The following is a 26,478-nucleotide window of genomic DNA, read 5'->3' on the forward strand; positions in this document are numbered from 1 at the left end:
GCCGGCGCTGATGCGCCGGCCCCTGTATTTTTTATGATTCAGGTCTTTTCCTCGAAGCTGGCCCCGCAGCTGCGGCAGGTGACGGAGATCTTCCCCTTGCCCTTGGGAGCCCGGAGCTGCTGGCCGCAGTTGGGACACTTGAAATAGCAGTGGTCACGGTCGTTGCGGCGGCATTTGCGTACATTATACCACCGCACCAGAGGGCGAATGGCCTCCAGAAATTTATCGTTTTCCGCCCGGCGGCGCTCAATCTGCCGGGAAAACATCCGGTAGAAGGCCAGCACCAGACACAGGGTACACACCAACCGGAGCAGCCACCCCCGGAAAACCAGAGACAGCAAATAGGCGACCAGATAACCGCCCATGAGGGCAAAGCTGAGCTGATCGACGCCGTAGCGCCCGTACATGATGCGCCGCATCCAGTTCATCCCGCCGCCCCCTTTCCTTTTACAAAACATGATAATCTTTTCTGGGGCAAAGGTCAAGAAAGGAAACGTAAATAAAATGTAAACTTGTACATCCACGGGGGACAGGGCTTGCCATGGGGCGAAAAAAACGGTATACTGTTGAAAAACGCCAAGGAGGCCGCCATTTATGGGACGCATCGATAAGGAAAATTACTATCTGGACATCGCCCAGACCGTGCTGGAGCGCTCCACCTGCCTGCGCCGGTGTTACGGCGCCATCCTGGTGAAGAACGACGAGATCATCTCCACCGGCTACAATGGGGCCCCCCGGGGCCGGAAGAACTGCGCCGACCTGGGCTACTGCACCCGGGAGGCCATGCAGATCCCCTCGGGGGAGCGCTATGAGCTGTGCCGCAGCGTCCACGCCGAGGCCAATGCCATCCTCTCCGCCGCCCGGAGCGAGACCCTGGGGGCCACCCTCTACCTGGCAGGGCGGGACGCCAAGACCGGGGAGCTGCTGGGCGACGCCACCTCCTGCTCCATGTGCCGCCGGTTCATCATCAATGCCGGCATCGAGCGGGTGGTCATCCGCCGTACACCTACGGAGTACACCGTCGTCCATGTGGAGGACTGGATCCGGGAGGACGACTCGCTGCCGGAGGCCCCCTAAAGGGAGACGCTGTGGAAACCTTTTACCGTCTTGTCTGGCTCTTTTTCTGCTACGCTTTCCTGGGCTGGCTGCTGGAGACCACTGCGGCCGCCGTCCGGGAGCGGAGATATGTGGATCGAAGCCTTCTCTTTGGCCCCGTCTGCGTGGTCTACGGCGCAGCGGGGGTGGTCATCAGCATCGCCCTGTGTGACCTGGCGGAGAACTGGGTGTTCCTGTTCCTGGGCAGCAGCATCTACGCCACGGTGGCGGAGTGGCTCTCCGGCCACTGGCTCTATAAGCTCACCGGCACCCGCTGGTGGGACTACTCCGGCCGGAGGGGGAACCTGGACGGCTACGTCTGCCTGACCGCCTCGCTGCTGTGGGGCGTTCTGGGTACGGCGGCGGTCAAGTGGCTCATTCCCGTTCTGGGATGGATCGGAGGCGTCGTGCCCCCTGCGGTGGCCCACCTTCTGCTGTGGGCCCTGCTGGGTGTTTTTGCCCTGGACTGTCTGGCCACCGCCCTCACCCTGGCGGGCACGCTGCACCGCATGCCCCAGGTGGAGGAGATGGGAAACCGCCTGGAGGCGGTGACGGTGCGCCTGGGCAGCTGGGTGCTGCGCAAGACGGAAAAGCGGATCCAAAAGGCCCACCCCAAGGCCGCGTTTCGCAAAGGGCGGGAAAAGGAGCCCGTTTTTGCCGCCGGCTGCGGCTTTTATAAGCTCTTTTGGCTCTTTCTCATCGGCGCCTTTGTGGGCGATGTGGCGGAGACCCTCTTCTGCCGGGTGAGCATGGGGGTCTGGATGAGCCGTTCCAGCTTGGTCTGGGGAGATCTCTCCATCGTCTGGGGCCTGGCGCTGGCCATGGCCAGCCTGCTGCTCCACCGCTACCGGGAGCGCTCCGACAGCTTTCTCTTCCTGGCGGGCACCCTGTTGGGCGGAGCCTACGAGTACCTGTGCAGCGTCTTTACCGAGCAGATCTTCGGCGTGGTGTTCTGGGACTACAGCCACATTCCCTTCAACCTGGCAGGGCGGGTGAATCTGTTGTTCTGCTTCTTCTGGGGCATTGCCGCAGTGGTCTGGATGCGGGCGTGTTACCCGAAGGTCTCCGGCCTTATCGAGCGCATCCCCCGAAAATGGGGCCGGCCTCTGACCTGGGCGCTGGCGGTATTTTTGGTCGTGGACGTGGCGGTGAGCGGAGTGGCCCTGGCCAGAGCGGAGGGGCGCGCCCAGGGCCTTGCGCCGCAAAACGGGGTGGAACGGCTGATGGACGAGCACTTTGGGGACGCGCGGCTGGCGGAGGTCTATCCCGCGGCGGTGCGGACAGAGTGAATAAAAATCGGAGGTATTTCCAGTAAAAATTTGTGCTTCGCGAATGAAATTCCTTGACAGAAAGGCCGCCTGGACGTAAAATATAGTCGGTGCATAATTGAGAGCACTTTGTGATCTTTACCGACTGGGACGCCCTTGGCCTTTCCGCGTCACAGCTTCGTTGCAATTTTGACCGATATAAACAGGAACATACCCTAAAATTGCGCCCTGCTGTGCCGTAAAACGCCCGGAGTACGCCCTTTTTCGACAAAATCACAGGTCTCTCTTGAAAAGCGCCTTAGGCGCTTTTCTTTTTTTGAAGATCCGGGACTGGCCCGGAGGACAAAAATTTGACGGAGGTGTGAAAGGCAGGATATGGAATTTAATGTGCTGTGTGTCATCATGGCCGTAGCAGGACTGCTTGTGGGCGCGTTTGCGGACAGCGTATACCGCCGCAACGTTTCGGAGAAGAAGCTGGGCTCCGCCGAGGAGGAGGCCAAACGCATTCTCAACGACGCCATCAAGACCGCCGAGAACAAGCAGAGAGAGGCCATGGTAGAGGCCAAGGAGGCCATCCTCACCGCCCGCAACGAGTGGGAGAAGGAGGAAAAGGAACGCCGTAGCGATATCCAGAAGCAGGAGCACCGCCTGCAGCAGAAGGAAGAGAATCTGGATAAAAAGACCGAGAACCTGGAAAAGAAGGAAGAGACCCTTCAGGATAAGCTCTCCGAGCTGGAGCAGGCCAAGGAAGAGGTCGAGGGCATCAAGATCCAGCAGCGCACAGAGCTGGAGCGGATCTCCGGCATGACCGCTGAAGAGGCCAAGGATATGCTGGTCAGCCAGCTGGCCCACGAGGTGGAGCACGAGTCCGCCGCCAAGATCAAGGAGGCGGAAAACCACTACAAGGAAGAGTCGGACAACCTGGCCCGGGAGATCATCGGTCTTGCCATCCAGCGCTGTGCCGCCGACCATGTGGCCGAGGCCACCGTCAGCGTGGTGCCCCTGCCCAACGATGAGATGAAAGGCCGCATCATCGGCCGGGAGGGCCGGAACATCCGCACCCTGGAGACCCTCACCGGCGTTGACCTCATCATCGACGACACCCCGGAGGCCATCACGGTCTCCTGCTTCGACCCGGTGCGCCGGGAGATCGCCCGCATCGCCCTGGAAAAGCTGATCCAGGACGGCCGGATCCACCCCGCCCGCATTGAGGAGATGGTGGAGAAGGCCAAGCGGGAAGTGGACGCCACCATTAAAGCCGAGGGCGAGCGGGCCGTCTTTGAGACCAACGTCCACGGCATCCACCCCGAGCTCATTAAGCTGCTGGGCCGCATGAAGTACCGTACCAGTTACGGCCAGAACGTGCTCAGCCACTCCATCGAGGTGGCCCATCTGGCCGGACTTATGGCCGCCGAGCTGGGCGGCGATGTGAACACCGCCAAGCGGGCGGGCCTTCTCCACGATCTGGGCAAGGCCATCGACCACGAGGTGGAGGGCTCCCATGTGGCCATCGGTGTGGAGCTGGCCCGGAAGTATCACGAGAGTGAAGAGGTCATCCACGCCATCGAGGCCCACCACAACGATGTGGAGGCCAAGACCCTGGTGGCGGTGCTGGTGCAGGCCGCCGACGCCGTCTCCGCCGCCCGGCCCGGCGCCCGGCGGGAGAACCTGGAGAATTACATCAAGCGCCTGGAGACCCTGGAGGGTATCGGCGCCTCCTTCCCCGGTGTGGAGAAGTGCTTCGCCATCCAGGCCGGCCGGGAGATCCGCATTATGGTGGAGCCGGAGAAGGTCAGCGAGGATCAGATGGTGCTCCTGGCCCGGGAGGTGGCCAAGAAGATCGAGGACGAGATGGAGTATCCCGGCCAGATCAAGGTCAACGTGATCCGGGAGACCAAGGCTGTGGATTACGCGAAATAAGTGAAAAAATCGCCTCATTCGTTGGAATGAGGCGATTTTTCTTGACATTTAACGTGCTTTAAGGTTTAATGGAGGAAACGGCAAAAAGGAGAGAGGCAGCATGATGAAGTACCGTATTCTGGGCCGCACCAGCCTGAAGGTCAGTGAGATCGCCTTGGGCTGCGAGGGCTTTCTGAAGCAGGACGACGCCTTTGCCCAGGCCATGTTTCGCCGCGCTCTGAACGCCGGGGTAAACTGCATGGATATGTACAGCCCCGATCCCAACCTCCAGCGCCAGGTGGGCCGGGCCATTGCCGGACGGCGGGAGGCGTTCATCCTCCAATGCCACCTGTGCTCCATGTGGGATACGCAGAAGGATCAGTACCGGGCCACCCGGGACCCGGAGGAGGTGGCCCACGCCTTTGAGACCCTTCTCTCTAACCTGGGTACCGGCTATGTGGACATCGGGATGATCCACTATGTGGACTCTCCGGAGCTGTGGGAGGAGATCAAAAACGGCCCCGTTATGGCCTATGCCCAGGAGCAGAAGCGGCGGGGGCGCATCAAATACATCGGCATGAGCAGCCACAATCCTCTGGCGGCGCAGCCCGCGGTGGAGAGCGGCCTGATCGACGTGCTCATGTTCTCCGTCAACCCCTGCTACGATCTCCAGCCCGGAGACGACGACATCGAGCAGCTTTGGGCCGCGGATAAGTACGCCGGGACGCTGACCAACATGGATCCCGACCGGGAGAAGCTCTATGAGACCTGCCAGCGGCTGGGGGTGGGCATTACCGTTATGAAAGCCTTTGGCGGCGGCGACCTGCTGGATGCCGAGCTGTCCCCGGCGGGGGCGGCTTTGACGGCGGAGCAGTGCATCCAGTATGCCCTTGACCGGCCCGCCGTGGCCTGTGTCATGTGCGGGGCCCGGAGCCTGGAGGATCTGGAGAAGAGCCTGAACTACCTGGAGGCCGCAGAAGAAGCGCGGGATTACGCCTCTGCTTTTGCCGCCTTCCCCCGCATCCGGTGGGAGGGCCACTGCATGTACTGCGGCCACTGTGCCCCCTGCCCGGTGGGCATCGACATCGCCACCCTCACCAAGTTCCTCAACCTGGCCCGCGCCCAGGGGGAGCCGCCTGAGACCGTCCGGGAGCATTATGCCGTGCTGAAGCACAAGGCGGGGGAGTGCATCCAGTGCGGCCAGTGCGAGGGCCGCTGCCCCTTCCATGTGGACATACGGGAGAACATGCGCCAGGCCAAAGAGATCTTCGGCGCCTGAGAGGATCAAAAAAGCCGCCCCGAGAGGGGCGGCTTTTTTTGATCGATGTTACTCCCCGCAGTGGGACAGACGAAGAGAGGTGATATAGGCCTGCTCCCGGGTGTAGAAGTCCAGAGGGGAGAAGTTCCCGTTGCCGGTGCCGCCCATGACGGCGCTCCCGGTGGTGGGGTCAGTCAGGCCGGAGGTAAAGGCCACGCCCTCCTTGGCCCAGGAGGCGATCTGAGCCTCATCGTTGAAGCTCTGGCCCTTGCCTGCGGTCATATCCAGCACTTGGGCGGTGCGGGAGAGCATGGAGGCCGCCTCCTGCCGGGTGATGGAGCCGGTGGGGTTGAAGGTGGTTTTCGAGGTGCCGTTGACAATGCCCAAGGCGTGGGCCGCCAGAATATCGGCGTTGTCGGTATCGGTGAAGGGATCGGTGATGGTTTTGCCTTTGACGATGGCGTAGACGGAGACGGACATGCCCGTCTTTTCCTCCACCAGCACCACCATCAGCCGGCAGAAATCCTCCCGGGTGATGTTATCCTGATAGCCTGTCTGAAGGTCCTCGGGCACCAAACCGGAGCGAATGGCGGCGTCCACCTGCTCCTGGGCCCAGGAGGAGGGAAGGTCGTTGGGATCGGGCAGCTCCGCTTCCACGGTCACCTCGGCCTTGGGATCGCCGGCCTTGAAATTGTTGAGGGACGCAGCGGGCGTGAACGCCTCATGGGTCTGGGCCAGGAAGAAGTCTCCGGCGTCGAAGTACCGGGGGTCGTAGAAAGCGCCATTGCCGGGGCGGCCCCAGGTGGAGTCGATCCAGATCCACTGCCCGTCGATATAGGCGGCGTTCCAGGCGTGGCCGTCGCCGCTGGCAGTGCCGTGGACATACACGGTGGGAATGCCCTGAGCCTGCAGAAGCGCCCGGGTCAGGTTGGTATAGCCGGAGCAGACCGCCAGCTTATGCTCCAGCACGTCCTCGCTGCGCAGGTAGGTATGCTCCTTTTGCCCCCGGAAGTATTCATAGTCATAGACCACGTTCTCCGCCACCCACCGGTGGATGGCCTGGGCCTTTTCATAATCACCGGTGAGCCCGGCGGTGATCTCGTTGGATTTCGCCACAATGGCGGAGCTCTGCTCGGTCACCCAGCGGCTGGGGTCCACCCCGTCAAAGAGGGCGCGGAAGGTCTCTATCCGGTTTGCCATCTGCTCGCTGGGCAGATTGACGACCTCCTTCAGGGAGGGGCACTGGCCCAGATAGTTCATAAACTGGTTGGCGGTCATGCCCTTCATGCTCTCCGCCAGCTTGCCCGTCTTGGGGAAGGTGATGCTGGTCAGGTTTTCGCAGCCAGAGACCACGCCGGTCCCTATCGCCTCCAGAGCGTCAGGCAGGGTGATGGAGGTGAAGGCGTTTCCAGAAAAGGCGCCAGTGCCCAGCTTTTTCAGCCCCTTGGGCAGGGTGACGGAGGTGAGAGCGCAGCTGCTGAAGGCATTATCTCCGATCTCCCGCACCGAGGCGGGAATGGTGACGGAGGTGAGGGCGGAGCAGCCGCAGAAGGCATAGGCCTCCACCGCCGTCAAGGCGTTGGGCAGGGTCACGCTGGTGAGGGAGGTGCAGTTCTGGAAAGCCTGCTCCCCGATCACAGTTACCGAATTGGGAATGGTGATACGCTTGAGATAGGTGCACTCCAAGAAGGCCCGCATTCCGATCTCAGTGACGCCGCTGGGGATGTTGACCTCCTGGACCGTGCTGTCCCAGAAGGCGTCTGCGTTGATGGTGCGGACCGTATCGGGCAGGATCACCTTGAGAACGCCCCGCTCAAAGACCCGGTTATCCCCGCTGCCGATGGCGGTCACGCCGTCGGGGACGGTCACCGTACCCGAGGTGGCGGTGCAGCGGACCAGCACGCCGTTTTCTATGATAAAGATGGAATCGTCCTGGACCGGCGTTTGGGTCGGCGCGGGGTCCTGGGACTGGCTGGGGTTTTGATCCCCGCCGCTCTCCTCTCCATCGCTGACTCCGTAGTAGAGAGGGGTATCATAAAAGTAGGCCGTCTGTTCTTCCTTTGTCACGGCGCGGCCCCCGAAGGTGGCCTTGGTGATGGGGTTGCCGTAAAAGGCGTTCCGGCCCACCGTCACCCCGGCGGGAACGTCCACCTGGGTCAGAGCGCAGAAGGAGAAGGCGTTCATGCCGATCTCCTGCAGACCGCTGGAGAAGCTGACCCGGGCCAGACTGCGGCAGTTGTCAAAGGCCTCGTTCCCGATGGTCCTCAGGGAGGAAGGCAAGGTGACGGAGGCGAGGCTTCCACACTCGGCGAAGGCCATGTCCTCAATGGTGGTCAGCCCCTCGGGCAGGTTGATGGAGGACAAGGGCGATTCACAGAAGGCCTCCTGCCCAATGACCCGGATGGAGCCGGGCAGGGTGACCTTCAGCCCGGAAAAGCTGAAAAAGCCGTAAAACACCTCGGGAGCGATCTCAGTGACCCCATCGGGGATCACCACATTGCCGCCGGTGCCGTTATATTCGACGAGGACGCCGTTTTCGATGACAAAGTCCTCCTCTGCGGCAAAGGCCGGAACAGCCAGCCCCAGGCAAAGGCCGAGAACCAGCAGGGTGGAAAGCAGGCGTTTTTTCATTTCTGTCATTCTCCTCACGTTGTCTCCTCAAAAGAGGGGTTAGTCAAAGGGCGATATTTAGCAAAACAAAACTACTTTCATGATAAAATAGGCGAACGGAAAAGTCAAGGAGATTTTCCAGATCCGGATAGGGGGGGAGCCGTTGGGAGAGAAAGAAAAAGAAGCCGTCCACCGGACGGCTTCTTTTGTATGCGGCGTTATTCCGGCAGTTTCAGATCGCCCTCTTTGATCCAGCCGATCTTTCTCAGGAGTTGGCAAAAAAGTACCGACAGCACGGCGGGGAGGACGAAGCTTATCAGGATGAGCCCCAGCCAGTGGAAGGCGGTGGGGGAGATGGCCACGGCCCCCACCTTGCTCACCGCCGCTTCACTGGGGGCGAGCCAGCCCGTCCACACCCCGATCTGGCCGCACAGGCCGCAGGTGCCCATGCCGGAGTTGATGGCCGCGCCGTTCATCTCCAGCTTGAATAGGCAGGTGGCGATGGGCCCGGTGATGGCGGAGGCCAGGGTGGGAGGGATCCAGATGCGGGGATTTTTCACGATATTGCCCATCTGGAGCATGGAGGTGCCCAGGCCCTGGCTTACCAGGCCGCCCCAGCGGTTTTCCTTGAAGCTCATAACGGCGAAGCCCACCATCTGGGCGCAGCAGCCCGCCACGGCGGCGCCCCCCGCCAGGCCCACCAGGCTGAAGGAGTGGCAGATGGCGGCGGAGGAGATGGGCAGGGTGAGGGCGATCCCCACCAGCACGCTGACGGCGATGCCCATCCAGAAGGGCTGGAGCATGGTGGTGCGGTTGATAAGGGTGCCGAAGGCGTCGGCAAAGGCGCCGATGGGAGGGGCGATGAGATAGGATAGGCTCACCCCCACAAAGATGGTGACGGCGGGGGTGACCAGCAGGTCGATCTTAGTCTCCTTGCTCACCGCCTTTCCGATCTCCGCGGCGATGATGGCGATGAAGAGCACCGCCAGGGGGCCGCCGGCCCCACCCATAGCGTTGGCCGCCTGCCCCACCGCCGCCAGGGAAAAGAGCACCAGGGGAGGGGCCTGGAGTGCGTAGCCGATGGCGACGGCCATGGCGGGGGCGGACATGGCGGAGGCAAAGGTGCCCATGTCCACCAGGAAGGAAAGGCCCAGTTGCTGCCCCAGGGTCTTGATGATGGTGCCGATGAGCAGGGAGCAGAAAAGACCCTGGGCCATGGCCCCCAAGGCGTCGATGCCATAGCGCCTGGCGGATATGACAATGTTTTTGCGTTTCAGAAAGGACGGGATGTCAGCCAAGGAAAAGACCTCTTTTCTCCGGAAAATAAATAGGACAAAGCGGGTGTCTTGACACATGCCTTGTCCTATTATAGCCATATGGATGGATTTGTCAAGCCCTTACAGGCACACACTGATCTCCCCGGCGGAGAGGGCGGTCTCGCCGCCGTCGGGAAGGGAGATCTGGAGGGAGAAGTCGCCGTTGATGCCAAGGGCGGTGCCCTGGATGGTCTGCCCCTCCCGCGGGAACCGAACCGCCCGGCCGATGACGGCGCTGCGCCGGCGGTATTCCTCCAGATATATCTCCTGGGCGTGGGGGAAGTCCCGCCACAGCCTGTCCAGCTCTGTGAGCAGGGCGCCAGCCATCTCCGCCGGAGTGGGGGGGACGGCCATGTGCTGGCCCAGGGAGGTGGCGGTGGCGGAGAGGGTCGGGCCGAAATCCTCACGGGTCTGGGTCAGGTTGATGCCGATGCCCAGCACGGCGCAGTCCAGAGCGCCGTCCCCGTGGAAGGAGAGCTCGGTGAGGATGCCGCAGAGCTTTTTGCCCTCCAGCAGCACGTCATTGACCCACTTGATGGAAAAGGAAAGGCCGGTGAGCCCCTCCAGGGCCCGGCATACCGCCACCGCCGCCCAGGGGGTGAGGCGGCTGAGCAATTCCATGGATGCCGCCTGGGGGCGCAGCAGGACGGAGAGGTAGAGCCCCTTGTCCGCCAGGGACTGGAAGGCGCGGCCCTGCCGGCCCCTGCCACTGGTCTGGCTCCCGGCAATGACCACCGTACCGCACTGCGCTCCGGCCTGGGCCAGGCGGCGGCACTCCTCATTGGTGGAGTCTATGCTCGGGTAAAAAAGTACCTGGCGGCCCACCTGACGGTGGGGACAGGACAGATCGGGAAAGGACATGGAAAGGGCCCTCCTTGCAGGCGTTTTTTCCAGTGTACCCCCAAAGGGACGGCCCGTCAAGGGCCAAGCATATCCCCCGGCTTTGTCCCATATAGTGTGGTGATATCAAGTGGAAAGGCGGGGATACCATGCCCTATGAGGAAGCAAGGATGGAGCTGAACCATCATCTCATCCTGGAGGATCGGGAAAAGCTCACCGTATCCGGTGTGGAGGAGGTGGAGAGCTTCGATGAGAACACCATCGTCATGGATACGGCCCAGGGAGTTCTGGTAGTGCGGGGAGAGGAGCTGCACATCGAGAAGCTGAGCCTGGACGGCGGGGATCTGAAGGTGGAGGGGATGATCGAGTCCCTGGTCTACGAGGCCCCCCGCCGGGGAAAGGGCGGGTTTTTGTCCCGGCTGCTGGGGTAAGGGATGGAGGTCTCGGTCATCGCCCAGGCACTGGCCTTTCTGGGCGTACTGGCGCTGGGGGGCGCGCTGGGTCTGGTCTACGATCTCTTCCGCCTGCTGCGGGGACGGTTCCGCCTGGGGCCGCTGGGTTCCCTTTTGGATCTTCTCTACTGGCCCCTTTCTGTGGCCGCCCTCTTTTTCTATGCCGTGGCGGCGGGGAACGGGGAGGTGCGCATCTATCTGCTGGTGGGCGCCGTGCTGGGAGGGATGCTCTATTTCCTGCTTTTGAGCCGTTTTTCTCTTCTTTTGGGGAACCTTCTGGTGGATGGACTGCTTTTCCTGTGGGGACTTTTTTTGGGCCCGATCCGCCTCCTCGCAGATTTACATAAAAAATTTTGGAAAAATGGGAAAAAACTCTTCCATTATTTTTTGAAATGGTATAGAATAGGCTGTACCATAGGCGAAATGGAGCGGATGGAAGGAGGTGGCGGCCATGCAGCTGAAAAAGGCGGGGTTCCTGACAAAGATCGTCGTGCTGGTGCTCATCATCGCCGCCACCGTGAGCCTTCTGCGGATGCAGGGGCAGATCGCCCTGGCCATGAACGAGCGGGAGGAGCTGAAGAGCCGGGTGGCCCAGCAGACCCAGATCAACGCCGATCTTCAGGACGCCGTCGATCACAGCGACGATCCCGGCCGTCAGGCTGACATCGCCAGAGGTGAGCTGGGGCTGGCCGCACCGGGCGAAAAGGTCATCATCTTCACTGATTGAGCGGTTTGTGTGGCCGCGAGAGAGGAAAAATCATCAAGGAGGACATATCTGTCGGTATGGAGTTTGGGGTAGGTTCTGTTTTGGAGGGCAAGGTGACGGGCATCACAAAGTTCGGCGCCTTCGTGTCCCTGCCCGAGGGCAAGTCCGGGCTGGTGCACATTTCGGAGATCGCGTATACATACGTCAACGATGTAAAGGACTACTTGCAGGAGGGCCAGGAGGTCAAGGTCAAGGTCATCAATGTGGATGACAGCGGCCGCATCAACCTGTCCATCAAAAAGGCGCAGGATCCGCCGCCCCGTCCCGCCGGAAGCGGGGCGTCCCGGCCCGGCTCCGGCGGCCGTGACTCCCGTCCCGTTGGCTTTACCGGCCCCAAAAAGCCCGCCGAGCCCCAGACCTTTGAGGATCGGCTCAAGCAGTTTATGGCCTCCTCGGACAGTAAGCTCTCCGAGCTGAAGATGAACGAGAAGCGGGGCTCTCGCCGGGGCAACCGGAAGTGAGGAAGCGCCGCTGAAAACAGATCTGAAAAATGTCCCGGCCCTGTGGCCGGGACATTTTTTTGCACCGGCGGCCCTAAATATCCCCCAGCTTGCGGCGGGCCGTGCCAATAAGGGGGAGGCAGGCGGCAAGACCCAGCAGGGGAACCAGCCAGGCGGGCAGATGATCCAGAGCTGCGCCGTACAGCCCCTGTCCCAGAGGCAGGGCGCAGGCGGCGGCCGCCGTCACGAAGGAGCCCACCTTACCCAGAAGGGCGGGAGGCGTCATGGTTTGGAAATAGGTCTGAGCCAGGATGGAGAATACGCCGGCGGCGGTCATTCCCAACAGGGCCGCGGTGAGCAAGACACCCCAGGAGATTAGAGGGAGGCCCCGGAAGGCTATCGCCGGAGCCATTGCCGCCAGGGGCAGCGCCCCGGCGAGCAGATACCGCCAGGAGCGGGAGAAGACCAGGCGGCTTCCCAGAGCGCCCACCAGAAGGGCGCCCAAAATTGTTCCCAGGCCCATAGCGGCCTCTACCAGGGAATAGAGCTGACTGGACAGGCCCAGGGTGATCTTTACAAAGTAGGGAAGACCCACCAGGTAGAGGGGGGAAAGACACAGGTTGATCCCCGCTACCACCCCCAGCAGCGGCAGAAGCCCTGAGGCGGCCAGGAAACGGCCTGCCTCCCCCAGATCCCTCCAGGCGGTTCCCAGCCCGTGTCCCGGCGCGGGGGTAAAGGGGATGCGCAGGAAGCACTCCATCACCGCCGCGGCCAGCAGGCATCCGGCGCTGATGAGGCACAGAGGCCGCATACCCCAGAAGCCATAGAACATCCCGCCGGCCACCGGCCCCAGCAGGGTGGACAGGGCGGACACCTGGGTCACCAGGGCGTTGGCCCGGGCCAGTGCCCTCTGGGGCGCCAGGAGGGGAACGGAGGAGAGGACAGAAGGCTGGTAGAGGGCCTGAATGGCCGAGAGAAAAAGCAGCAGGGCGGCGGGGGGAAGCGCGGAGCCGCCCAGTCCGAATGTGCCGAAATTCCAGACCGCCGCGGCGGTGAGGAAGTCCAGGACATACATGATCCTCTGCCGGGGGAGGCGGTCGGCCAGCACGCCGCCCACAGGGGAGAGGAGGACGGTGGGGAGCATGGACGCGGCCAGCACCGCGCCGAACAGGGTGGCGGAGCCTGTCAGATCCAGCACATAGAGAGACAGGGCGAAGCGCAGCATGGCGTTGCCCAGGATGGATACGACCTGGCCCAGGAGCATAAGGGCAAAGCTGCGGGAGAAGAGTACTTCATTCATGGGGATACCTCCTGATAGATAGATTTGAAATTATAAATACCGACGGTTGGTATGTATGAAGAGGGAAAGAACCGCCCCTGTGGGGCGGTGGGGCAGGACTTTCTGGAATTACGGTTGGGCGAGCTTATGGGCGATGCGGGTGTAGTAGGCGTCCAAGGTGTCCATCAGCGCCTGGTCAAAAACGGGGATCCCCAGACCGTCGCTCATGGCCTTCAGGAAACGGAACTTTGCCATAAATTCCTCCCGGCTGTGGGAGAAGACGCCTGCCCACAGGTTCAGCAGAACCATGAAACTCTCCGCGGCCTCCTTGGGATAGAGGGTGGTGATGGAGCCGTCGGCGACGCCTTCCTCGAAAAGCCGCTGGATGATGGGCGCGGCGTCGCGGACGGAGGTGGTGAGCAGGAGCTGAATAAGCTGGGGGTTGCGCTCAAAGGAAACAGTGATATCATCGATCTCCAGCTTTCCCGGGTCGGTCAGCTGCCGCCGCAGCAGCTCCCGCAGCTTTTCCAGTCCGGAGCGGGAGGGGGCGTCCAGTACGTCAAACATCTTGGAATCCACATAATAGCGGTCATAGAGGTGATCCAGGATGTCCTCCTTGCTTGTGAAATGGTGGTACACAGCGCCCTTGCTCATGCCCAGCCCGTCTACGATGTCCTGGATGGTGGTGTGGTCATACCCCTTTTCAGAGAACAGCCGGAAGGCCACATCCAGGATCTTCTGCCGGGTCTGCTCCGGGTATTTGTTTCGTGCCATTGTAAGTCCACCTCTCTATACATACCGTCAGTATGTATAGAATAGCAAAGGCCGCCGGAAAAGTCAAGGGGCAGGCGTCTATCGCCTGCCCCTTGATGGGTCGGTTCTGATTTGGGCCTTACAGCGGCTCGTCTACCACCTGGGCCTTGATGAGGTTGGTGGTGCCCTTGGCGCTCAGGGGCACGCCGGCGGTGATGACCACCGTGTTTCCCGGCTTCACCAGGCCCTCCTTCCGGGCGGTGTCCACGCACAGGGAGAACAGCCGGTCGGTGGAGTCCACGGAGCCGTAGAGCAGGGGCTGGACGCCCCAGGAGATGGCCAGCTGGCGGCGGCACTTCTCCGAGGTGGTGAGGGCCACGATGGGACAGGGGGGCCGGAACCGGGAGATGACCCGGGCGGTGTGACCGGAGGTGGTGGCGGCCAGGATGGCGTCAGCGTTCAAGTCCATGGCGGTGGAGCAGCAGGTGTGGCTGATGGCCTGGTTGATGGAGGCGGAACTGCCGGTGGCGCTGAGGCTGTAGTTCTTGATGAACCGGCCCCAGTAATTGATGGCGCTCTCGGCGGCCAGGACGGTCTTCACCATGGTCTCCAGGGCCTCAATGGGATATTTGCCGGAGGCGGTCTCGCCGGAGAGCATGACGCAGGAGGTGCCGTCGAAAACGGCGTTGGCCACGTCGCTGATCTCCGCCCGGGTGGGGCGGGGATTGCGGATCATGGAGTCCAGCATCTGGGTGGCGGTGACCACGTTCTTGCCCGCGGCGGCGGATTTGGAGATCATCTCCTTCTGGATGATGGGAACCTCGTAGGCGGGGATCTCCACGCCCAGGTCGCCCCGGGCCACCATGGCGCCGTCGGAGGCGGAGAGAATTTCATCGAAGTTGTCCACGCCCTCCCGGTTCTCGATCTTGGCGATGATGCGGATGTTCTCGCCGCCCCACTTGGCCAGCTCAGCGCGGATATCCTCAATGTCGCTGGCCTTGCGGATGAAGGAGGCCGCCACAAAGTCGAAGTCGTTCTCGGCGGCGAAGCGGAGATCCTCCCGGTCCTTGTCGGTGAGGGCGGGCAGTTGGATCTTGGTGTCGGGGATGTTGATGGACTTGTTATTGGACAGCGTTCCCCCGGTGACCACAGTGCAGCGGATCTCCTGGCCCTCCACGCAGACCACCTTCAGCTCGATCAGGCCGTCGTCAATGAGGATGCGGGTGCCCGGCTCCACCTCCTGATGGAGGTTGGTGTAGGTCACGGAGACCTGGCCGTCGTCGCCGGCCACATCCCGGGTGGTGAGGGTGAACTGGCCGCCCTCGGTGAGGGTCACGGGGCCGTTCTGAAAGGTCTTGACACGGATCTCGGGGCCTTTGGTATCCAGCATAGTGGCCACGGGACGGCCCAGCTCGTCCCGGGCCCGCTTGAGCTTTGTAAGGGTGGACAGCTGGGTCTCATGAGTGCCGTGGGAGAAGTTGAACCGGGCGCAGTTCATGCCGGCGAGGATGAGCTTGCGGAGCATCTCCTCGCTGTCCACAGAGGGGCCCAGAGTACAGACGATCTTGGTCTTTCTCATATTCATTCTGATACCTCCATAATTGGGTACAGCAGTTGAAGCCGATGTTCGATTTATAAGCCAGTTTATCATACTATATTCTACCGAAAATGAAAAGCGGCAAAACCACCAAAACGGATGGTTTTGCCGCTTTTTTTACCACACGTGGGACGTGCCCTGCTCCCGTTCCAGGCGCTTGGTCTCCAGCGCGTCGGCCCTGGCAGTGGGCAGGTAGGGGAACAGCTCGTCTACCCGCAGGGAGCTGGTGGTGTTAAGGACGAAGATCAGGTCTGGCTCCAACCACTCCACATAGCTGAGCATTTCCTCCTGGTCGCCGTTGAAAAGCCGCGGGTCGATGGTGATGACCTCGCCGGAGATGATGCCGAGGAAGGGGGTGAAGGCACAGCCGTAGGAGTCCCGGAGCACCAGCACCCGGCGGCCCCAGGGATAGGGGCTGACCTCATTCACTGTCCGGGCCAGAAGGAAGTCGCCGCCGGAGTAGACGGTGTAGGGATTGGACTCGTACAAGCTCTCGTCCGTGGCCAGCATTTCGGGGAAGAGGAGGCTCATGGCAAAGGGGCCCCGGCGCTCGATGCCGCTCATGGGTACGGTGTAGGTGAAGTCACTCTCAAAATTGGGCGACCAAACCTCCAAATCGTCCAGGCCGGCATAGGCCGTTCCCACCCGCTTACCCTGGCTGCCCAGGAAGATGTCGTGGAAGGTATATTTATTGTAATGGCCGGGGTCGGTGATCTCCGGGTAGATGGTGTAGTCGTAATCATCCCGGAGCTTGTCGGCCAGGGTTTGGAAGCCCAGGAAGGCCCCGGCGGCGGTCCAGTGGTGGTCGGTGCGGAAGAACAGCTCGTCCAGCGCCCGGCCCTCCGCTGCCGCCTGGCGGAAGGCGGGACGGAGATCCAGGGTGTCCACTTCGTGTTCCTCCAGAATGGAGAGGAACTGGTCTGCCTCGGCGTCGGCGTAGTCGTTGATGCCGTCAGGAAGAGAGGCCATCGCCAGTTTGGAGGGAGCCTGGATGTAGAGAAGGGGGGTCTCGTACTCCTCCTCCAAGCGCTGGGCGAATTCTACCATCTCCTGGGCCCGGACGGTCATATCCACCTGCTGGGCGTCCGGGTTGGCGAAGGTGAGGGAGCCGTCAGCCAGCCTGACCACGGTGTATTTGGGCTCCACATCCTCCACCACCTGGCGGCCCAGGAGCTTCTGGGAGGCGCCGTAAAGATTGATGAAGCTGTAGTCCCGATCCAAAGCGGCGTTAAGGGCGGGCTCGGAGCCCTGGATCAAGGCGTCGACCTTCTCCATAGAGACCTTGGACAGGGAGATGAGACCGGGGTTTTTCACGGGTTGGCCGACGCGGACGGTCTTATGGGGCGGAGCGAAGAGCTGATGGTCAGAGCGGCTGGGGCGGGCGGCTTCCAGGAAGCCGCCGCTTTGGGACAGGGCCCCAAAGAAAAGAAAGATCACTGCCCCGAAAATGCCGGCCAGGAAGAGGACGGCGGTGCCGGTGTTTCTGCGTGCTGTCATGGAAGTCACCACCTTTCAAAGGGAGGAAAAACTCAAAACCGGAAGTAGATGAAGGGGTTGTAGGTGCCCTTTACCAGGCAGGCCGCGGACAATACCGCGATACACGCCATACCCAGGGTGTAGAGCAGATCCCACAGAAGGGAGAGGTTGTGGCCGCCGGGGTGCAGATGGGTCAGCCGCTCCTTGAACCAGAGGGCAAAGCCGCCGGAGAAGAGGACTGCCAGCGCCAGAAGTACGGCGTTCTCCCGCAGATAGAGAAGACAGACGGCGTCATACCGGGCGGAGCCATTCACGCCCAGCATAGTCAGGAAAAACTGTCCCGCGTAGGACAGGGTGTCGGCGCGGAAGAGCATCCACAAAAAGTTCACGGCGGCCAAGGTGTAGAGCCGCTTGAAAATACCGGGCCAGTTTTCTCCCAGGTGGCAGTATTTTTCCAGGATCAGCAGCAGGAAGTAGAGCAGACCCCAGACCACGAACGTCCAGTTGGCCCCATGCCAGAAGCCGGTGAGGAGCCAGACCACAAAGAGGTTAAAGACGTGCCGCCTGGGAGTTACCCGGTTGCCCCCCAGGGGGATATAGAGGTAATCCCGGAACCAGGAAGAAAGGGAGATGTGCCACCTGCGCCAGAACTCGGTGACGGAGCGGGAGGAATAGGGGTGGTCGAAGTTCTCCGCGAAGTGGAATCCGAACATCTGCCCCAGGCCGATGGCCATGTCGGAGTAGCCGGAGAAATCGTAGTAGATCTGGAACGTATAGCACAAAGAGCCCAGCCAGGCCATGGAGATGGACAGGGCGGCGGGGTCGCTGGCGAAGACCCGGTCGGCCACAACGGCCATCTGGTTGGCGATGAGCACCTTTTTTCCAAGGCCGGTGAGGAAGCGGACGCAGCCTGCGGAAAAGTCCTCCCAGGTCTCCCGGCGGCCGTCGATCTGCCGGGCCACGGAGGCGTACTTCACGATGGGGCCGGCGATGAGCTGGGGGAAGAAGGAGATGTAGAGCCCCAGGGCCAGGGGAGAGCGCTGCACCTCCGCCTTGCCCGAGGCCACGTCCAGCACATAGCTCAGGGCCTGGAAGGTGAAAAAGGAGATGCCGATGGGCAGCTCGATACCGGGCACGGGAAGGTTCAGACCCAAGCCGTTGAGACTCTCCACGGAGAAGACCAGGTACTTGAACAGGAAAAGCAGCGCCAGGTTGCAGCCCACCGCCGCGGCGATGGGGGCGGTGAGATAGCGGCACTGGCGCTTCCAGCGGTGCACCCAACGGCCAAAGCCGTAGTTCATAGCGATGGAGAGCACCATCACCGGCAAAAACCGGGGCTCACCCCAGGCATAGAAGAACAAAGAGGCGAGCAAGAGCAGGAGGTTCTGCGCCCCGCGCCGATCCCGGAAGGGGATGTAGTACAGGGCCAGCACCAGGGGCAGGAACTGGAACAGGAACACAGAGCTGGAAAAAAGCACGGGGCAACCTCCTTTCTGTCAGGATATGGCGGGCAGCGCCTAAATTATGTCAACCAACTGCCCAAAAAGGGAATGTGGCGGATCAGCCAGCTCAGGGCGAAGGAGCAGAGGAACACCGCCGCTGCCAGGAGCGGCACAGAGAAGACGGGGGAGAAGGACATAACGGTGATGCCGAAAAAGTCCAGCAGCATGAGGAAGAATACGTGCACCAGATAGATGCCGAAGACCAGCTGCGCCACACCGGAGAGCCGCTGGCGGCGGGAGCGCTCCTCACTGACGCCCAGCACATAGCGGAACAGGACGACGATGGCGATGGAGAACCACACCACATTGGGGGCAAACCAGCCGTAAAGAGTGTCCACAAAGGCGCCCGCCGAGCGGGAGAGGAGGGCGGTGCCCCAGACGGTGACCACTGCCCCGGCGACGCCCAGGATGTAGATGACAGCCTCCGCGATACGGCTGATGGTATACTCCTTGAGATAATATCCTGCCACAAAGTAACCCACATAACCCATTACCAGGCGCACCTCCAGCCGGTCGTACCAGACCTGGAGCGCGGCGGTGGAGTTGGGCCAGAAGTGGAACAGCGCCGGCAGCAGGGAGGCGAAAAGGAAGGCGAGGACGAAAAAGTAGTGGAGATCCCGCCGGGAGGCGCCCCGGACGAAGGCGCGAAGGATGGGGGTCACCAGGTAGAGGCCCAGGATGAGATAGAGAAACCACAGGTGGTAGTGGGTGTTGCCCCGGAGGGCGGAGCAGACGGCCCTCCAAAGTCCCAGCCAGGAAAAACGGCCCCCGGCGGTCATGTAGGACACCACGGCGTACACCCCGCCCCAAAACAGCAGGCAGATGAGGATGCGCAGGGCGTTGTGGAAGAAGAGCCTGGTCAGGGGCATCCCCTTTTTGGGATCCAGCATGAACATGCCTGAGAGCATGACAAACACGGGCACACACCAGCGGGTGAGGCCGTCGTATAGGTTGAGTACCCACCAGCTCTGGCTGGCGACCGCCACATGCTCAATGCGCAGCCCTGTCAGGGACAGGATGATGACCGCCAGGATGCCAAAGACCCGCAGCAGGTCGGCAAAGGCCACCCGGCCGTTGATCTTTTCTGCCATGTTATCTCTTCTCCGGCACGATCTCGATCCAGTAGCCATCGGGATCGGTGATGAAGTAGATGCCCATATCCGGGTTTTCGAAGCAGATGCAGCCCATTTTCTCGTGGAGGGCGTGGGCGGCGTCCATGTCGGGCACGGTGAAGGCCAGGTGGAACTCGCACTCCCCCAGATCGTAAGCCTTGTCGGCGTGGGCGGCCAGCCAGGTCAGCTCCAGGCGGAAGGAAGAGGCCCCGTCGGAGAGAAAGACGATCTGATAGGGGCCAAAGTCGTTCTCGCCGGCTTTCTTCTGGACGGCAGAAAGCCCCAGCGCCTCCTGGTAGAAGGCCAGGGACTTGTCCAGATCCCGGACATTGAAATTGAAGTGGTTGAAGGAAAACATAGGCGACCTCCTGAAGAAAAGATGAAAGTACCCATACTTTTTCACAGTAAACCTTATTCTATCACAAAAGAAAGCGCGAAACAAGAAAGAGATGGGAGAAAAATGGGGAAAATAGGTTTTTGCCGGTCAGATGAGCTCTCCCAGCAAAAAGTCTTTCTCCGCGGCGGTGATATGGACAGATTTTTCAATATTATGTAAACTGTATTGCCCTGGGAGCTTCACCTCCACATAGTTGGGGGCGTAGCCCCGGGTGAAGCCATCCTTCTCCTCCTCGAAGAGGACGGGAAGGCTCTGACCCACCCAGCTTTGGAGATAGGCGTGCTGGAGGGTCTCCGCCACCTGGGCGGCCCGGTGGGCCCGGCGCTCCTTCTCCCCGTTGGACACCTGATCCGGCATCCCGGCGGCGGGGGTGCCGGGCCTGGGGGAGTAGGGGAAGATGTGCATGGCGGTGAAGGTGCACTTCTCCAGAAAGGCCAGAGTCTGAGCAAATTCCTCCTCGGTCTCGCCGGGGAAGCCCACAATGAGGTCAGTGGTGATCCCTGGGTTTACATAATATTTACGCAGCAGCTTCACGCTCTCCAGGTAGCGGGCGGTATCATACCTCCGGTTCATCCGTTTCAGGGTGGCGTCGCAGCCAGACTGGAGAGAAAGATGAAAATGGGGGCATAAATTATGTAAACTTAATATCCGCCGGCAGAAGTCCTCCGTGATGGTGCGGGGCTCCAGGCTCCCCAGGCGGATGCGGCACTCCGGCGCGGCGGCGCAGATGGCCTCCACCAGGTCGGCCAGCTCCGGCTTGTCTTCCTTGTCTTTCTGTTCTGCCCCTTTGGCCAGATCCCGGCCCCAGGAGGAGATCTCGATGCCGGTGAGCACCAGCTCCTTGTAGCCCTCCGCCATAAGGCGCCTGGCTTCCTCCGCCGCCCGCTGAACCGGGAGGGAGCGCACCGGGCCCCGGGCGTAGGGGATGATGCAGTAGGAGCAGAAATTGACGCAGCCGTCCTCCACCTTCAGCATGGCCCGGGTGCGGGAGGCCAGCCCGCCCGCGGGCAGCTCTTCGAAGATGCGGGTTGACATAATATTATCGGTGGTCACAAGACAGGGGGACGGGTCTTCTGCCCCGGGGGGACAGTAAGAACCGTCCTCCTGTCTTGTCTGGGCGGAGGCGCGGGAAGCCGCCAGCCGTTCCAGTTCGTCCAAAAAGGCCAGCCTTTGGCTGGCGCCGCCCACCAGATCCACCTCCAGCCGGGCCACGGCCTGGGGGTCGGTCTGGGCGTAGCAGCCGCACACCGCCACGACGGCGGCGGGATTGGCCTTTCTGGCCCGGCGGATAGCCTGCCGGGACTTGTGGTCGCTGACGGCGGTGACGGTGCAGGTGTTGATGATGCAGACGTCGGCGGCCTGGCCGAAGGGCACCAGCGTATGGCCCCGGCCTGTCAGCTCCCGTTCCATGGCCTGGGTCTCGTACTGGTTGACCTTGCAGCCCAGAGTATAGATGGCGATTTTCATGGGTTTTCCCTCCAACCCCATTTCATGCTTGAAAGAGCGGTGGGGTTTGCTGTATAATCAGTTACATTGATTCCAGGCTATTATTATAAAAGAGAAAACGGCGTTCGTCCAGAGGCAAACGCCGGGGAGGGGACAATGTCCTACAATTTTTTTGCCCTCATGGGCCGGATGCGCTATATCGACCGCTGGGGGCTTATGCGCAATACCCAGGTGGAGAACATCCAGGAGCACTCCCACATGGTGGCTGTTCTGGCCCATGCCCTGGCGGTCATTGACCGGGAGAAGTTCGGCGGCAGGGTGGATCCGGGGAAGGCCGCCGTGGCGGGGCTTTACCACGACGCCTCGGAGATCCTCACCGGGGATCTGCCCACCCCGGTGAAGTACGATAACCCTGCCATCAAAAGCGCCTACAAGGCGGTGGAGAGTGTGGCGGCGGATAAGCTTTTGTCCCTTTTGCCGGAGGAGATGCGCGGGGAGTTCGCCCCCTATGTCCGGGAGGAGCTGGAGCCTGAGCTGCTCGCCGTCGTAAAGGCCGCCGACAAGCTCTCCGCCCACATCAAGTGCCTGGAGGAGGTCAAGGCGGGCAACGCCGAGTTCCGTCTGGCGGCGGAGCAGACCCGGAAGGCTCTGGAGCAGATGGATCTGCCCGCTCTAAGCTACTTTATGGAGCACTTCCTCCCCGGTTTTGAGCTGACCCTGGATGAATTGCAGTAAAGGGCTGGACGGTGGATTTTATGAAATGGATCGCATTGCTGCCCGTGGCGGTGTTTCCCTACGCCATCTGGGTGGTGGGAGATCTGGCGAAGGCGGGCGGGACGGCGTCGCCCGTTTTTTCTCCGGTGCTTCTGCTGGGGCTTTTCTGGCTTCTGGGCCTTGCGGGGGCGGTCGTCACCCTATGGCAGAGCCTCCGGGGCCGCTGGGAGGGGCGGAAGCTGGCCCTGGCCAGTATGCTCATCAAACTGTTTCACATCCAGAATTACATCGTGCTGTTTCTGGGGGCCATGTTTCTCTTCGCCATCCCCATGGTGCCGGTGCTGATCTGGGTGGTGGATGTATTGACCATCTTCCTCAGCGGGTTGGTGGGCCTGGCGGCGGTGTTCCGGTGCCGGGTGGAGGGCAGGCTGAGCAACCGGACGGCCGTCGTCAATGGGATATTACAGTTCCTGTTCTGCGTGGACATATTCAGCGCCATTTGGGTGTACCGTAATACAAAGGAGGCATTTTTATCATGAGAGCCATCGTCACCGTCATTGGAAAGGATCAGGTGGGCATCATCGCCCGGGTCTGCGCCCTTTTGAGCCAGCAGGGGGTCAACGTGCTGGACATCAGCCAGACCATTCTGCAGGAGTATTTCACCATGATCATGCTGGTGGATACAAAGGACGCCAAGGTGCCCTTCGCGGAGCTGGTAAAGCTGCTGGAGGAGGAGGGCAAGACCCAGGGCCTGGCCATCCACGCGCAGAGAGAAGATATTTTTAATGCCATGCACCGCATTTGAGAGGTGATAGCCATGCCCATGTTCAATTCCAATGAAATTTTAGATACCATCCATATGATCGACCAGCAGCACCTGGACGTGCGGACCATCACCATGGGGGTGTCTCTGCTGGACTGCTGCGACAGCGATCCCAAGGCCGCCTGCCGGAAGATCTATGAAAAGATCGTCCGCTCCGCCAAGGATCTGGTGAAGACGGGGGAGGACATCGAACACGAATTTGGGATCCCCATCGTCAACAAGCGCATCTCGGTGACCCCCATGGCCCTGGTGGCGGGGGCCTCCCGGTGCGAGGACTACACCCCCTTCGCCGTGGCCCTGGATAAGGCCAGGGCCGAGACGGGAGTCAACTTTATCGGCGGCTTCTCCGCCCTGGTGCAGAAGGGCATGACCCCCGCCGACGAAAAGCTCATCCGCTCCATCCCTCAGGCCCTCAGTGAGACGGAGCTGGTCTGCGGCAGCGTCAACGTGGGCTCCACCAAGGCGGGGATCAACATGGACGCAGTGGCCCTCATGGGCCGCACCATCAAGGACTTGGCCCAGCGTACCGCCGATCGGGGGGGCTTTGGCTGCGCCAAGCTGGTGGTGTTCTGCAACGCCGTGGAGGATAACCCCTTCATGGCGGGGGCCTTCCACGGGGTCAGCGAGGGCGACCGGGTCATCAACGTGGGAGTCTCCGGCCCCGGGGTGGTGTACCACGCCCTCCAAAGCGTGAAGGGTGCCCCCTTCGACGTGGTGGCCGAGACGGTGAAGAAGACCGCCTTCCGCATCACCCGCATGGGCCAGCTGGTGGCCCAGGAGGCCTCCCGCTGGCTGAACGTGCCCTTCGGCATCGTGGATCTCTCCCTGGCCCCCACCCCCGCCATCGGGGACAGCGTGGCCCGGATTTTGGAGGAGATGGGCCTGGAGACCTGCGGCACCCACGGCACCACCGCCGCCCTGGCCCTTCTCAACGACGCGGTGAAGAAGGGGGGCGTCATGGCCTCCTCCAGCGTGGGCGGCCTCTCTGGAGCCTTTATCCCGGTCAGCGAGGACGAGGGCATGATCGCCGCCGCCCAGTCGGGAACCTTGTGCCTTGACAAGCTGGAGGCCATGACCTGTGTGTGCTCGGTGGGCCTTGATATGATCGCCGTTCCCGGCGACACCACCGCCGAGACCATCTCCGCCATCATCGCCGACGAGGCAGCTATCGGCATGGTCAACTCCAAGACCACCGCCGTGCGGCTCATCCCCGCCCCCGGCAAAAAGGTGGGGGACATGGTGGAGTTCGGCGGGCTGCTGGGCTCGGCCCCGGTGATGCCGGTACACCCTGAGTCCAGCGCGGACTTTGTCCGCCGTGGAGGCCGGATCCCGGCCCCCATGCAGAGCCTGAAAAATTGAGGGCGATCATTTTCAGCCCCCATTCTCTGCCGGGTTTGCCTGAAAGAAAAATTGGCAAAAACGCCATAAAATCCCTTTCCAAAACAGCGGCGCCGGTGTATACTGTACATACAGGAGGACAAGCGTCCTGAATTTGTTTACTCAGGAGGTCACTGATATGCTTCATCTTGATCTTTCCAACGTTTCTCCCTTCCTTCCCGCTGGCTGGCGCGCTGGGGAGGAAAAGGGCCTGGAGAAGGCCCATGAATATGTAATGAACGGCACCGGCGCGGGCAGCGATTACCTGGGCTGGGTCCGCCTCCCCGCCGACTACGACAAGGCGGAGTTTGCCCGCATCCAGAAGGCCGCCGCCAAGATCCGCTCCGACTCCCAGGCTCTGGTGGTCATCGGCATCGGCGGCAGCTACCTGGGGGCCCGGGCGGTCATTGAGACCCTGACCTCCAACAACTACAACCTGGCCAGGAAGGGCGGCCCCGCCATCTACTTCGCCGGCAACGGCCTCTCCGCCGACGCTATGAACGAGGTCATCGACCTGGTGAAGGACGTGGACTTCTCCGTCAACGTCATCTCCAAGTCGGGCACCACCACCGAGCCCGCCGTGGCCTTCCGCATCTTTAAGGCCCTTCTGGAGGAGAAGTACGGCAAGGAGGGGGCCAGGGGCCGCATCTACGCCACCACCGACGCCAAGCGGGGGGCGCTGAAGGGTCTCAGCGACAAGGAGGGCTATGAGGAGTTCGTGGTGCCCGACGATGTGGGCGGGCGTTACAGCGTCCTCACTGCCGTGGGCCTTCTGCCCATCGCCGCCGCCGGGCTGGATATCGAGGCTCTGATGGCGGGCGCCCGGGAGGAGATGGAGCTTCTCGCCAAGCCCGGCATGGACAACCCCGCCTGGCAGTACGCCGCCGCCCGCCATGCCCTCTATGAAAGCGGCAAGCGGGTGGAGATCCTGGCCGGCTACGAGCCCGCCTTCCGGTTCTTCGGCGAGTGGTGGAAGCAGCTGTTCGGAGAGAGCGAGGGCAAGGAGGGCAAGGGCCTGTTCCCCGCCAGCGTGGAGTTCACCGCCGACCTGCACTCCATGGGCCAGTTCATCCAGCAGGGCGAGCGGGTGATGATGGAGACCGTGGTGCGCTTCGACAAGGCCCACAGCTCCCTCAATATCCCCAACGATCCGGAGAATGTGGACGGGCTCAACTTCCTGTCCGGCAAGTCCATGGCCTTCGTGGCCGAGCAGGCCCTGCGGGGGGTCATCCTGGCCCATGTGGACGGCGGGGTGCCCAACATCCTCATCACCGCCCCCGCCCGGGACGAGCGGAGCCTGGGCGCGCTGATCTACTTCTTCGAGTTCGCCTGCGGCGTCTCCGGCTACCTGCTGGGGGTCAACCCCTTCGACCAGCCGGGGGTGGAGGCTTACAAGAACAACATGTACGCCCTGCTGGGCAAGCCCGGCTATGAGCGGCAAAAGGCTGAGCTGGAAAAGCGGCTGGGCTGCTGAGGGAATTTGAAATTTTCGTGAATTTGCGTAAAAGAGTTGCAACCAAGCGGGAAAAATGTTACCATAGAACCAGAAACCGGGAACACTGTCCGGTGGACAACGTGAAGGAGTGATCAACATGGTTAGAGTGATCATGGGAGTCAAGGGTACCGGCAAGACCAAGCAGATGATCGAGCTGATCAATGCCGCCGCCAAGAGCGAGGCCGGAAGCGTGGTCTGCATCGAGCACGGCAGCAAGCTGACCTATGACATTCATTATCAGATCCGTTTGATCGAGGCGAAGGATTACGCCTTGCAGAACTTTGATATGCTCAAGGGCTTTATCAGCGGCCTCCACGCGGGCAACTACGACATCACCCAGGTGTTTGTGGAGAGCCTGACAAAGCTGGTGAACGTCTCCGCTGAGGATCCTCAGGTGGAGCACTTCCTGGACTGGCTCAACGACTTCGGTGAGAAGAACGGCATCAAGTTCACCATCACCATCTCCGCCGACGCCTCCCTGGCCTCCGACGGGGTGAAGAAGTACTTCTGAGTCCTGCAAAAGAGAAAAACAAAAGAAAACCGGCCGCCACTTTCGGAAGTGG

General features: G+C 61.6%; 25 protein-coding genes and 1 pseudogene. 14 read left to right on the plus strand and 12 right to left on the minus strand.

All coding sequences use genetic code 11. The features are described from left to right. Positions 1 to 38: 38 nt before the first annotated feature. Positions 39 to 428 carry a hypothetical protein gene (locus tag NFR87_RS08560; protein WP_251448947.1) on the minus strand — a complete coding sequence of 130 codons (390 nt, stop codon included), beginning with the start codon at positions 426 to 428 and terminating at the stop codon, positions 39 to 41. A 166-nt stretch (positions 429 to 594) separates the two neighbouring features. Here NFR87_RS08560 and NFR87_RS08565 point away from each other — a divergent pair, with 166 nt between their 5' ends. The 4 genes from NFR87_RS08565 to NFR87_RS08580 all read left to right on the plus strand — a co-directional run bounded on the left by NFR87_RS08565 (position 595) and on the right by NFR87_RS08580 (position 5,541). Then, positions 595 to 1,077: a deoxycytidylate deaminase gene (locus NFR87_RS08565; protein ID WP_251448948.1), complete on the plus strand. Its 483-nt coding sequence runs from the start codon at positions 595 to 597 to the stop codon at positions 1,075 to 1,077. An 11-nt stretch (positions 1,078 to 1,088) separates the two neighbouring features. After that, entirely contained in the window at positions 1,089 to 2,384 is a 1,296-nt protein-coding gene (locus NFR87_RS08570; RefSeq protein WP_251448949.1) for a putative ABC transporter permease, read from the plus strand. Positions 2,385 to 2,738: 354 nt separating this feature from the next. Then, positions 2,739 to 4,283 (plus strand): ribonuclease Y, encoded by a 1,545-nt coding sequence (gene rny / locus NFR87_RS08575; protein WP_251448950.1) that lies wholly within the window; start codon positions 2,739 to 2,741, stop codon positions 4,281 to 4,283. Positions 4,284 to 4,383: 100 nt separating this feature from the next. Then, positions 4,384 to 5,541, plus strand: coding sequence for an aldo/keto reductase (locus NFR87_RS08580; RefSeq protein ID WP_338147049.1), 1,158 nt, complete (start codon positions 4,384 to 4,386; stop codon positions 5,539 to 5,541). Between the two features lie 48 nt (positions 5,542 to 5,589). Here NFR87_RS08580 and NFR87_RS08585 read toward each other — a convergent pair whose 3' ends face one another. From NFR87_RS08585 to NFR87_RS08595, 3 genes are all read right to left on the minus strand, one after another. Then, entirely contained in the window at positions 5,590 to 8,151 is a 2,562-nt protein-coding gene (locus NFR87_RS08585) for a leucine-rich repeat protein (protein WP_251448951.1), read from the minus strand. Positions 8,152 to 8,348: 197 nt separating this feature from the next. Then, the gene (locus tag NFR87_RS08590; protein ID WP_251448952.1) at positions 8,349 to 9,428 is read right to left on the minus strand and encodes a PTS sugar transporter subunit IIC; all 1,080 of its coding nucleotides are present in this window, start codon (positions 9,426 to 9,428) and stop codon (positions 8,349 to 8,351) included. A 99-nt stretch (positions 9,429 to 9,527) separates the two neighbouring features. After that, on the minus strand, positions 9,528 to 10,307 hold the full coding sequence (locus NFR87_RS08595) for a biotin--[acetyl-CoA-carboxylase] ligase (protein ID WP_251448953.1): 780 nt from the start codon (positions 10,305 to 10,307) through the stop codon (positions 9,528 to 9,530). 128 nt (positions 10,308 to 10,435) lie between these two features. On the opposite strand from NFR87_RS08595, the gene yabP reads away from it, so the two are divergent. The 4 genes and pseudogenes from yabP to NFR87_RS08610 all read left to right on the plus strand — a co-directional run bounded on the left by yabP (position 10,436) and on the right by NFR87_RS08610 (position 11,965). Beyond that, the gene (gene yabP, locus NFR87_RS08600) at positions 10,436 to 10,717 is read left to right on the plus strand and encodes a sporulation protein YabP (RefSeq protein WP_251448954.1); all 282 of its coding nucleotides are present in this window, start codon (positions 10,436 to 10,438) and stop codon (positions 10,715 to 10,717) included. A gap of 3 nt (positions 10,718 to 10,720) precedes the next feature. Beyond that, positions 10,721 to 10,981 (plus strand): annotated as a pseudogene (gene yabQ / locus NFR87_RS10510) (spore cortex biosynthesis protein YabQ); the annotation flags it as partial. A 208-nt stretch (positions 10,982 to 11,189) separates the two neighbouring features. Next, positions 11,190 to 11,465 carry an FtsB family cell division protein gene (locus NFR87_RS08605; protein ID WP_251448955.1) on the plus strand — a complete coding sequence of 92 codons (276 nt, stop codon included), beginning with the start codon at positions 11,190 to 11,192 and terminating at the stop codon, positions 11,463 to 11,465. Between the two features lie 56 nt (positions 11,466 to 11,521). Then, on the plus strand, positions 11,522 to 11,965 hold the full coding sequence (locus NFR87_RS08610; protein WP_251448956.1) for a S1 RNA-binding domain-containing protein: 444 nt from the start codon (positions 11,522 to 11,524) through the stop codon (positions 11,963 to 11,965). 73 nt (positions 11,966 to 12,038) lie between these two features. On the opposite strand, the gene NFR87_RS08615 is transcribed toward NFR87_RS08610, so the two are convergent. The 8 genes from NFR87_RS08615 to mtaB form a co-directional block, all read right to left on the minus strand. Continuing rightward, a complete protein-coding gene (locus tag NFR87_RS08615; RefSeq protein ID WP_251448957.1) occupies positions 12,039 to 13,244 on the minus strand; it encodes an MFS transporter in 1,206 nt (401 codons plus the stop codon). Between the two features lie 108 nt (positions 13,245 to 13,352). After that, the gene (locus NFR87_RS08620; protein WP_251448958.1) at positions 13,353 to 13,997 is read right to left on the minus strand and encodes a TetR/AcrR family transcriptional regulator; all 645 of its coding nucleotides are present in this window, start codon (positions 13,995 to 13,997) and stop codon (positions 13,353 to 13,355) included. A gap of 118 nt (positions 13,998 to 14,115) precedes the next feature. After that, positions 14,116 to 15,561 carry a pyruvate kinase gene (gene pyk / locus NFR87_RS08625; RefSeq protein ID WP_251448959.1) on the minus strand — a complete coding sequence of 482 codons (1,446 nt, stop codon included), beginning with the start codon at positions 15,559 to 15,561 and terminating at the stop codon, positions 14,116 to 14,118. 129 nt (positions 15,562 to 15,690) lie between these two features. Next, the gene (locus NFR87_RS08630; RefSeq protein WP_251448960.1) at positions 15,691 to 17,070 is read right to left on the minus strand and encodes an alginate O-acetyltransferase AlgX-related protein; all 1,380 of its coding nucleotides are present in this window, start codon (positions 17,068 to 17,070) and stop codon (positions 15,691 to 15,693) included. 32 nt (positions 17,071 to 17,102) lie between these two features. Next, entirely contained in the window at positions 17,103 to 18,527 is a 1,425-nt protein-coding gene (locus NFR87_RS08635) for an MBOAT family O-acyltransferase (RefSeq protein ID WP_251448961.1), read from the minus strand. Positions 18,528 to 18,571: 44 nt separating this feature from the next. After that, positions 18,572 to 19,642, minus strand: coding sequence for an acyltransferase (locus tag NFR87_RS08640; protein WP_251448962.1), 1,071 nt, complete (start codon positions 19,640 to 19,642; stop codon positions 18,572 to 18,574). 1 nt (position 19,643) lies between these two features. Then, positions 19,644 to 20,021 carry a VOC family protein gene (locus NFR87_RS08645; protein WP_251448963.1) on the minus strand — a complete coding sequence of 126 codons (378 nt, stop codon included), beginning with the start codon at positions 20,019 to 20,021 and terminating at the stop codon, positions 19,644 to 19,646. 126 nt (positions 20,022 to 20,147) lie between these two features. After that, positions 20,148 to 21,527 carry a tRNA (N(6)-L-threonylcarbamoyladenosine(37)-C(2))-methylthiotransferase MtaB gene (gene mtaB, locus NFR87_RS08650; RefSeq protein ID WP_251448964.1) on the minus strand — a complete coding sequence of 460 codons (1,380 nt, stop codon included), beginning with the start codon at positions 21,525 to 21,527 and terminating at the stop codon, positions 20,148 to 20,150. Between the two features lie 135 nt (positions 21,528 to 21,662). Here mtaB and yfbR point away from each other — a divergent pair, with 135 nt between their 5' ends. The 6 genes from yfbR to NFR87_RS08680 all read left to right on the plus strand — a co-directional run bounded on the left by yfbR (position 21,663) and on the right by NFR87_RS08680 (position 26,426). After that, a complete protein-coding gene (gene yfbR, locus NFR87_RS08655; protein WP_251448965.1) occupies positions 21,663 to 22,241 on the plus strand; it encodes a 5'-deoxynucleotidase in 579 nt (192 codons plus the stop codon). A gap of 20 nt (positions 22,242 to 22,261) precedes the next feature. Continuing rightward, the gene (locus NFR87_RS08660) at positions 22,262 to 22,759 is read left to right on the plus strand and encodes a hypothetical protein (RefSeq protein ID WP_251448966.1); all 498 of its coding nucleotides are present in this window, start codon (positions 22,262 to 22,264) and stop codon (positions 22,757 to 22,759) included. Then, positions 22,756 to 23,025 carry an ACT domain-containing protein gene (locus tag NFR87_RS08665; protein WP_251448967.1) on the plus strand — a complete coding sequence of 90 codons (270 nt, stop codon included), beginning with the start codon at positions 22,756 to 22,758 and terminating at the stop codon, positions 23,023 to 23,025. The genes NFR87_RS08660 and NFR87_RS08665 overlap by 4 nt, the downstream gene beginning before the upstream one ends. A gap of 18 nt (positions 23,026 to 23,043) precedes the next feature. Beyond that, entirely contained in the window at positions 23,044 to 24,402 is a 1,359-nt protein-coding gene (locus NFR87_RS08670; protein WP_251448971.1) for a PFL family protein, read from the plus strand. Positions 24,403 to 24,559: 157 nt separating this feature from the next. Then, positions 24,560 to 25,894: a glucose-6-phosphate isomerase gene (locus NFR87_RS08675; protein WP_251448968.1), complete on the plus strand. Its 1,335-nt coding sequence runs from the start codon at positions 24,560 to 24,562 to the stop codon at positions 25,892 to 25,894. A 118-nt stretch (positions 25,895 to 26,012) separates the two neighbouring features. After that, a complete protein-coding gene (locus NFR87_RS08680) occupies positions 26,013 to 26,426 on the plus strand; it encodes a hypothetical protein (protein WP_251448969.1) in 414 nt (137 codons plus the stop codon). Positions 26,427 to 26,478 lie beyond the last annotated feature (52 nt).

The sequence above is a fragment of the Vermiculatibacterium agrestimuris genome, from assembly GCF_943193085.1.
GTDB lineage: Bacteria > Bacillota > Clostridia > Oscillospirales > Oscillospiraceae > Vermiculatibacterium > Vermiculatibacterium agrestimuris.

Excerpts from the sequence above, each read along its gene's own strand:
- NFR87_RS08560 (WP_251448947.1), bottom strand. The coding sequence starts at position 428 with ATGAACTGGATGCGGCGCATCATGTACGGGCGCTACGGCGTCGATCAG.
- NFR87_RS08565 (WP_251448948.1), top strand. The coding sequence starts at position 595 with ATGGGACGCATCGATAAGGAAAATTACTATCTGGACATCGCCCAGACC.
- rny (WP_251448950.1), top strand. The coding sequence starts at position 2,739 with ATGGAATTTAATGTGCTGTGTGTCATCATGGCCGTAGCAGGACTGCTT.
- NFR87_RS08580 (WP_338147049.1), top strand. The coding sequence starts at position 4,384 with ATGATGAAGTACCGTATTCTGGGCCGCACCAGCCTGAAGGTCAGTGAG.
- NFR87_RS08585 (WP_251448951.1), bottom strand. The coding sequence starts at position 8,151 with ATGAAAAAACGCCTGCTTTCCACCCTGCTGGTTCTCGGCCTTTGCCTG.
- NFR87_RS08595 (WP_251448953.1), bottom strand. The coding sequence starts at position 10,307 with ATGTCCTTTCCCGATCTGTCCTGTCCCCACCGTCAGGTGGGCCGCCAG.
- yabP (WP_251448954.1), top strand. The coding sequence starts at position 10,436 with ATGCCCTATGAGGAAGCAAGGATGGAGCTGAACCATCATCTCATCCTG.
- NFR87_RS08605 (WP_251448955.1), top strand. The coding sequence starts at position 11,190 with ATGCAGCTGAAAAAGGCGGGGTTCCTGACAAAGATCGTCGTGCTGGTG.
- NFR87_RS08610 (WP_251448956.1), top strand. The coding sequence starts at position 11,522 with ATGGAGTTTGGGGTAGGTTCTGTTTTGGAGGGCAAGGTGACGGGCATC.
- NFR87_RS08615 (WP_251448957.1), bottom strand. The coding sequence starts at position 13,244 with ATGAATGAAGTACTCTTCTCCCGCAGCTTTGCCCTTATGCTCCTGGGC.
- NFR87_RS08620 (WP_251448958.1), bottom strand. The coding sequence starts at position 13,997 with ATGGCACGAAACAAATACCCGGAGCAGACCCGGCAGAAGATCCTGGAT.
- pyk (WP_251448959.1), bottom strand. The coding sequence starts at position 15,561 with ATGAATATGAGAAAGACCAAGATCGTCTGTACTCTGGGCCCCTCTGTG.
- NFR87_RS08630 (WP_251448960.1), bottom strand. The coding sequence starts at position 17,070 with ATGACAGCACGCAGAAACACCGGCACCGCCGTCCTCTTCCTGGCCGGC.
- NFR87_RS08640 (WP_251448962.1), bottom strand. The coding sequence starts at position 19,642 with ATGGCAGAAAAGATCAACGGCCGGGTGGCCTTTGCCGACCTGCTGCGG.
- NFR87_RS08645 (WP_251448963.1), bottom strand. The coding sequence starts at position 20,021 with ATGTTTTCCTTCAACCACTTCAATTTCAATGTCCGGGATCTGGACAAG.
- mtaB (WP_251448964.1), bottom strand. The coding sequence starts at position 21,527 with ATGAAAATCGCCATCTATACTCTGGGCTGCAAGGTCAACCAGTACGAG.
- yfbR (WP_251448965.1), top strand. The coding sequence starts at position 21,663 with ATGTCCTACAATTTTTTTGCCCTCATGGGCCGGATGCGCTATATCGAC.
- NFR87_RS08660 (WP_251448966.1), top strand. The coding sequence starts at position 22,262 with ATGAAATGGATCGCATTGCTGCCCGTGGCGGTGTTTCCCTACGCCATC.
- NFR87_RS08665 (WP_251448967.1), top strand. The coding sequence starts at position 22,756 with ATGAGAGCCATCGTCACCGTCATTGGAAAGGATCAGGTGGGCATCATC.
- NFR87_RS08670 (WP_251448971.1), top strand. The coding sequence starts at position 23,044 with ATGTTCAATTCCAATGAAATTTTAGATACCATCCATATGATCGACCAG.
- NFR87_RS08675 (WP_251448968.1), top strand. The coding sequence starts at position 24,560 with ATGCTTCATCTTGATCTTTCCAACGTTTCTCCCTTCCTTCCCGCTGGC.
- NFR87_RS08680 (WP_251448969.1), top strand. The coding sequence starts at position 26,013 with ATGGTTAGAGTGATCATGGGAGTCAAGGGTACCGGCAAGACCAAGCAG.